The 6,882-nt window shown below is 32.6% G+C and carries 4 protein-coding genes; all 4 read left to right on the top strand.

Annotated features, from left to right (window positions below; translation table 11 throughout):
- The coding region (locus tag ACUUYC_RS25305; RefSeq protein ID WP_474270612.1) for an RHS repeat-associated core domain-containing protein at positions 1–3,440 on the top strand (3,440 nt) is incomplete at its 5' end.
- Positions 3,441–3,454: 14 nt separating this feature from the next.
- Positions 3,455–4,174, top strand: a complete 720-nt coding sequence (locus tag ACUUYC_RS25300) for a hypothetical protein (RefSeq protein WP_474270610.1) — start codon at positions 3,455–3,457, stop codon at positions 4,172–4,174.
- A 174-nt stretch (positions 4,175–4,348) separates the two neighbouring features.
- The gene (locus ACUUYC_RS25295; protein WP_474270607.1) at positions 4,349–4,909 is read left to right on the top strand and encodes an REP-associated tyrosine transposase; all 561 of its coding nucleotides are present in this window, start codon (positions 4,349–4,351) and stop codon (positions 4,907–4,909) included.
- Between the two features lie 433 nt (positions 4,910–5,342).
- Positions 5,343–6,882, top strand: a 1,540-nt coding sequence (locus tag ACUUYC_RS25290) for a hypothetical protein (protein WP_474270605.1), incomplete at its 3' end; no start/stop codon positions are given.

The following is a 6,882-nucleotide window of genomic DNA, read 5'->3' as shown; positions in this document are numbered from 1 at the left end:
TGAGCTCTGTAGCAGTTACAGACAAACCATACAATACGTTGAACTTACAAAATAGTTATGCTTCAAATTATACATTTGATCGAAATGGTAACTTACAAACATTAAATCGCTATGTTCCTGAAGATGGTGTATTAAAGGTAATGGACAATTTTAGTTACAAATACATTACTGAAAATAATAAACCTACCAATAAACTAGCGATTGTAAGTGATGTTATAGAAACTAATCAATACGAAACAAATGCAGATATTGACGATCAAATAGCAACCTTAGCAAGTGTAGGATATGATTATAATGTTGATCCTAACAATATAGATAATCATAACTATATTTATGATGATATTGGGCAACTTATAGAAGATAAAACAGAAGGGCTCAAAATATTTTGGAGAGTAGATGGAAAAGTCAAGGAAGTTCATAAACTGCCATTCCAAGGTCAAGGAATTCCAGATGTAATTGCGTTTGAATATGATGGACTAGGTAACCGAATTGGAAAGTCTACATACAAACTTGGAAATAGTAATGATAAAACCACTACATACTATGCACGTGATGCACAAGGAAATGTATTAGGTGTATACGAAAGTGAATTTTCTAAAAATACATCTGAGTTTGACTTAACAATGACGTTAAAAGAAAATCATGTATATGGAAGTTCTAGGCTAGGTATTGAAAATAGAAACAAAACCATCATAGATGAGAATTTTCAAACGGCTCCTACTACATCTACGAATGATGGATCGGGAATACCAATCATAATAGGGAGTTTTAATAAAAGTGGTGTACGTACAACAGCTGACTCATACTTCCACTGGAATCATCCTGCTGTAAATTCTAGCGCGTCTAGTGAATTTCTGGGAGTAAACATACAAACACAATTCAAAATTGTAACTGACGACGCATACAATTCAGTTGTCATGCTAAGACAAAGTAACTTAAAAGGTGCGTTTCAACAGTATTACGAACCTACTTTACAGGTGATTAAAGATGTCACCACAAACAAATATTGTTTGCAGTTTTCTATTCGTGAAGAACGAGAAAGTGAGAAAAATGATGGAACGGGTTACTATACCAAAAAATTCTACAGAACTACATATGACTTTAGTGAAGAACAATTAGCTACAGTAGGACTTAAAGTAGATCTTAATTTCTTTGGAGATAATATAAATATAACGGTTAACGGAGTAACCTACAATCCAGATAATCCAACAAATAGGATTACAATATTAAATCCAACTGCTGGCGATATCACAAGTATCAATACTAAAAATGAAGGTTTTATATTTAAAAGCTCAAATTTAGAAACATTAGATGTAGCGTATCTAAACTATAGTTTTGATATTTCTGAGAGTGATGCACAAGCAATCAGTTTTCCTATACTGGATACTGATTTGTTAAAGAATAATTTAGATGAAGAAATGAGCTTAATCACTACTGTTCCTTTAACAACTGATGATTATATCATTCCTAATATATTCTATACGGATAGTGATGCAGATGGTGTAGATGATTATTTGGAAGATATCAATGCTGATGGAAACTTAGATAATGATGATTCTGATGGAGATGGAACACCTGATTATTTAGATACCGATGACGACAATGATACAATCTTAACAACTCATGAACAGCTATTAGGAGATACAGACAGCGATGGTATTCCAAACTATTTGGATGATGATGATGACAATGATGGATGGCTTACTGCTGCAGAAGGACAAGCTGATGATGATAATGATGGTATTCCAAATCACTTAGATAATACACATTATGAAAATGCAGTAAATGGTCCGTTGACGCACCAAGATTATGAAAACTATATTGGTGACAAGGCGTATGAATTATCCAATCATTTAGGAAATGTACTAAGTGTCATATCTGATAAAAAAATCTTAGCATTTGGAACTCAAATAGTACAAATACATGAAGGTGTTAGTAATTTTGAAAAAGATGGGACTAATGTAAGTTTAGCATTAGTAGACAATGGAAATACGTTACAATGTGCAACAATACATAACAATACAGGTACATTGTTTAAGCAATCATTACAAGGAAATACGGAATACATTATTAGCACTAATATTGACAAAGATAACTATGATGCAGATATAAAAGTATCCATAGAAGATCCGCAAGGAAATAGTCTATACAATGCAACAATCACAGAATCAGGGTTTTTCTACTTTACATTCATTGCTCCAGAAACAGCAAACTATCACATCCGTTTCTTAAAGCAACATCAAAATGTCGGAGATCAAACAGAGCAAGCATTCTATATTAAGAATTTCTTTATATTTACGTTAGAAGAAACTGAAACAGTAGAAGGTTTCCTCGCAGACGTTCTTTCATATAATGATTACTATCCGTATGGAATGTTACTTCCAAAACGCCATGCAAGTGATGAATCCTATAGATACGGTTTCCAAGGACAGGAAAAAGATGATGAACTTAAAGGAGAAGGGAATTCGATTAATTATAAGTATCGTATGCACGATCCACGTATCGGAAGGTTCTTTGCGATTGATCCTATGTTTAGACAATATGCTTATAATAGTCCTTATGCTTTTTCTGAGAACGAAGTTATTGACGCCATTGAGCTAGAAGGTCTAGAAAGTTACCAGCAATCCATATATAACTACATAAAGAAAAAATCGGTAGTAGAACAAAGAATTATTCACTTTTTTGTTGGTGGAATGACAGCTGTTAAAGGCGGTTACGATTTTGTTACAGACGATGCGTGGGATGGGCAAACATGGAAAAACGCTTGGGAAGGAACAAAGGCTATTTCTGGTGAGTTTGCAGATACTTTTAACTGGATTTTTTTTGAAGATAATAAAAGTCTGTTTAACATGCCAAGAACCCCAATATTAAATGCCATTGCGGACAATATACAGAATGCTGATGGTAATGATTGGGCTAGTTTTGCAGGGGGAATGTTTGTAGGGATTCTCACTGATAGAGGTGTTGGGAAAGTTTTTAAAACAGTAAAGGCAGCAAAAGCTAGTAAAGCTGGTGTAGTTGGAGCTAAGATTGATGATGTTGTAAAAAATGGCAATGGACAAGTATTAACTATGGAACAAGCCGTTTCATTAGCCTATAGAGGAGGATATCCTAGATTTAAATCTTTAAATTTTTCTGGAGCTAAATATTTTAATAAAGAAATCAAAAATGTTGTAGCTGGCAGAGGGACTCCTAGACGAAATGCCGATGGCTCTCATAAAATATTTGAAGCTTTAGAAGCTAAAGCTGGTAAAAAAGGTTACGGAGGGCAAAGACCATGGGATGGAGCTTTAGAATGGGAGGTAGAAGGACCTTCTGGATCGCATTATAGAATATTAGAATTAGAGATTACATTACCAGATGGAAGAATTACTACAAAATATGGCTATTCTACTGATATTGATTATAAAACAATTAAGAAATTTGAACCCGAAGACTAATTTAAATGGAATTAATGGCTAAAAATAAAACTTTAGATATTACAATTAAATATCAAGAACAAAAAGTCGGTAAATGTAATTCTTTAAAGCTTGTAAGATATGCTCCTGAATCATATAGAAATCTTATACTTTTAGAGTGCCACTTATTAGAAAGTATTAGTGAATGTGATGAATTAATATTAAGTATAGATTATTTTAATAAATATAATATAAAGCTTCACTTATGTGATTTAAAATTAGTGGTAATTGATTATAATTCTGATAATGATAATATAAACTTGTATGGGAATTTAATTGTACTGAATAATGATGTTTATTCTCAAGATATAATTGATATTTTTGATTCGTGGCAAAACAACATAGACGTAAATTGGGCAGATTTATATCTAAACAATTCAATATCTAAATTAAATTACCTCAGAGCATGTGGTATGTGGAGTGGATTACCAACCACACCTCCAAAAAATCATCAATTTACCATAGATTGTTCTAATTTTCTCGATGAATATGATTTTTATTATTCTTTGGCGAATTCATTATATGGTAATAAATTTTACTTAGGTGTTTCATTATACACTTTAGAAGATTCTTTGATAGAATTTCATAAAAAAATAAAAAATATAATAAATATTAAATTACAAAATGTTCATAAACTCAAAGTAATTTTCGAAGATAATTATCCTGAACTTATTTCTTTAATGAAAAAATATAAAATTGATATTGTAGAAAGGTAATGTAGTGCAGTGCAGTGCAATCTCTACGACTGTTTTAAAATAACGTGTCCCCGCTCCCGCTAGCTTGTAGCTAGTGGCGGCAAGAGTAAGAAACTTATGTTACTTAATAGTAACATCAACAATAAGTACAACAAAAAGCTATGCGTTATGTATAGCTTTTTGTATTTTAGAGTTATGAGCAGAAACTACAAATTTCATAACAAAAACGGTCTTTATTTTGTAAGTTTTGCTACTATAAACTGGATAGATATTTTTACAAGACAACTATACTTTGATGTATTAGTAGATAGTGTAAATTATTGTAGAAAAGAAAAAGGCATGGAGTTGTATTGTTATTGTTTTATGCCAAGTCATGTACATTTTATATTTCGACCAGCTAATGAAGATCCATCTGGACTGATTCGAGATTTCAAACGATATACTTCCAAAAAAGTGATTGAAACCATACAGAATAATCCCCAAGAAAGTAGAAAAGAATGGTTGCTATGGATGTTTGAACGTGCTGGGAAAAAGAATGCAACAACAAGTAAATATCAATTTTGGCAGCAACATAACAAACCTATAGAATTATGGAGTGAAAAAGTAATCAAACAAAAAATTGACTATATACACAACAATCCTGTGCAAAGTGGTTTTGTTACCGATATGATAGATTGGAAATACTCAAGTGCTCGAAATTATCAAGATGATCACACAGTTGTAGAAATTGATGAAATTGGTTTTTTAGCAACATAAAACTATAGTAAATTATTTAAATTTAATTTAGACACAAGTTACAAACTCCCACTAGCTTGGGGCTCTTGTGAAAATGCTATATGAATGCAGGTAAATTATGTTAAAGGAGAAAAAATCAAATTTTATCTGAGTTTTTTTGTTTACAATCCAAATAGTATAATATTCAAAATAACTAAAAAAGTAACGCTTATACAATAATTGCTACGCTTATTAACTCTGTACTACACAATTCGACATAAATACATACTTTAGCATACGTAGAATAAAACCCATCTTGTTTCTTTCCCCAAAAAGGAACAAAAATTCCTCAAAAAATAAATTCATTGATCAGCAACTTCGTTCTGAAATCACTTCAGGCAGAGCTTGTATTGCATTCCCCATTTTATATATCAAAAACATAAAAATTTAAGTTTAAAATAAAACTTAGTGATCAATGATGATACAGCATATTAGAACCGGAAAATTTTCTAAGGTTTTGTCTTGCTATTTAGCAATTCAATTGGTATTAACAACCATACAGCCTTCACAACTATTCGCGCTGACCAGTGGTCCGTCGCAACCCGAATTTAACTCTTTTACACCAATTGGAACTTCTGATATGGTGAATATAAATTCAGGGAGTTTCAATTACAATATTCCTATTATGGATGTTGGTGGTTATCCTCTCAATTTAGCATACGATGCAGGTATTACGATGGATCAAGAAGCTTCTTGGGTTGGACTTGGTTGGAATCTTAACGTAGGACAAATAAACCGAAATGTTCGTGGGGTTCCTGATGATTTTAAAGGTGATACAATTACCTATGAAAATAGCATGAAAAAAAATAAAACTGTCGGAATGACGCTTTCTTTCAATCCGCAAATTTCTGGAACTGAATTTGGATTTCCTGCAAGCACAACGCTAACACATAACAATTATGATGGTTTTAGTTTTTCAAATTCGTTTGGTGTTTCTTATAAGTTCTCTAGTGGAACAAGTGTTGGAATGAATTTTTCATCTTCTGTAGAGGATGGTGTCTCTGTTTCTCCAACTGCATCTCAAAGTTTTGATGGGAAAACACAAGAAGCCGAAAAAACTACTATTACTGGTATTAGCCATAATGTAGGAATAGGTACAAGTTTTAATAGTAGACAAGGATTGAGTTCCTTTAATATAAACTCCTCAACAAAAGGTAATGTAAATAAAAACTATCAAAATAAAAGTGTAAAAGATGGAACTGCTTCTGTTAGCGGAAATTTAGGAAACATTTCTTTTATTGACAATACATTTACACCAGCTAAGCGTACAGCATATCACAACGAAAACTACACCTTTAGAGCTACTTTAGGTCCGCAAGCTGGTCCTTTTAGTTATGAAGCAGGTGTTTCTGCCTTTTATTCTGTACAACGATTAAAAGATCAGGTAAAGCCTGAAAAAGCATATGGTTATGAATTCACGGAAAGTGCTTCATATGATGATGTGTTAGATTTCAACAGGGAAAACGAACGTATGGTCACTAAAAGTACATTAGCGCTCCCAGTAGTAAACTACACACATGATATTTATCACATACAAGGACAAGGAATTGCAGGGCAATTTAGACCGTTTAAAGGACAATCGGGATTTGTATTTAATGAACGTGTAGAAGATTCAGGCGACAGTTTTAGTTTAGGCGTTGAAATAGAAGGTGGTTGGGGATTTAGAAATGGTGTAGATATTCACTATTCTCCGACAAGAAGTCATACGGGCGTTTGGGATACGCCTGCGCGTTATAAATTTAAACCAGTGGCAGACAATACTGTTGATTACGAAGCAACGTATTTTAAAGCTATTGGGGATTTAAGTATTGACAATGATCAAGAGTTGTATGAATCTGCATTGTCAGGTGAAAAACCAATGTCTTTAGTTTTATCACCTTCAGGAAGAGCTTATAATAAAGAAGCCATGAGTGTTTTTAATGTAAAAGAATACATGCCTAACAACACCGCAGAAA

It is taken from the genome of Kordia sp. E, from assembly GCF_056033805.1.
Note: the sequence above shows the minus strand (reverse complement) of the source record. Positions and strands in the feature narration are given on the sequence as shown.

Excerpts from the sequence above, each read along its gene's own strand:
- ACUUYC_RS25295 (WP_474270607.1), top strand. The coding sequence starts at position 4,349 with ATGAGCAGAAACTACAAATTTCATAACAAAAACGGTCTTTATTTTGTA.
- ACUUYC_RS25300 (WP_474270610.1), top strand. The coding sequence starts at position 3,455 with ATGGCTAAAAATAAAACTTTAGATATTACAATTAAATATCAAGAACAA.